This is a genomic window from Vibrio sp. 1288 (assembly GCF_033344475.1).
In genome coordinates this window covers 1-578 of sequence record NZ_JAWPOX010000872.1, presented here as the reverse complement: position 1 = coordinate 578, position 578 = coordinate 1, and the positions used below count along the sequence as shown (strand labels likewise).

The 578-nt window shown below is 47.6% G+C and carries 1 protein-coding gene; it reads right to left on the bottom strand.

Going from position 1 to position 578, the window contains the following annotated elements; translation table 11 throughout:
- A partial coding sequence (locus R8O11_RS29830) for an MlaD family protein (protein WP_318195207.1) occupies nucleotides 1–578 on the bottom strand: 578 nt, incomplete at both ends.

Below are 578 nucleotides of genomic sequence, written 5' to 3'. Positions count from 1 at the left end.
TAAAGACTTCGTGCTTCGCTTGTTTTTTCTCATCAACCAAACCTACGTTGATGATAGAACCGACCACAATGCCTTTATAGAGCACGTTCGCGCCGCTATCTAATCCAAATGAGTTGTCAGAAATTAGGCGAATCGCGATAGACTTGTCTTGCTGTTGATTAACTACGTTGTTGCGAATTGCAGTGAAGCGGCGAGAGCGTTCGCCGTCGCCAGGAACGATAGTGAGGAAGTTTCCTCGAACTAGGTTTGCAATGTTTTCGACACCAGACAACGACACTTTCGCTTCTTCCAAAACAAAGCGAGTGCCAGTGGTAAGCATGTCACTGAAAGCAGGCTGAATTGCTGCTGACGCCAAAATGACTTCTCGTCCTTCAGAAAGGCTTAAGTCGGTGACCTGACCAATTTCAATGCCACGGTACATGATTGGTGCGCCTTCGCTGCTGACTTTATTGTCGTCAGGTAGAGCAATTTTGATCGCAATGCCTCGACCTGCTGTTTTCAAGTCTTTATATAAGCGGAACTCGGTATTTTCTTCCACTGGTTCGCCATCGTCCGGGGAGTCAACCGCGATAGCGCCA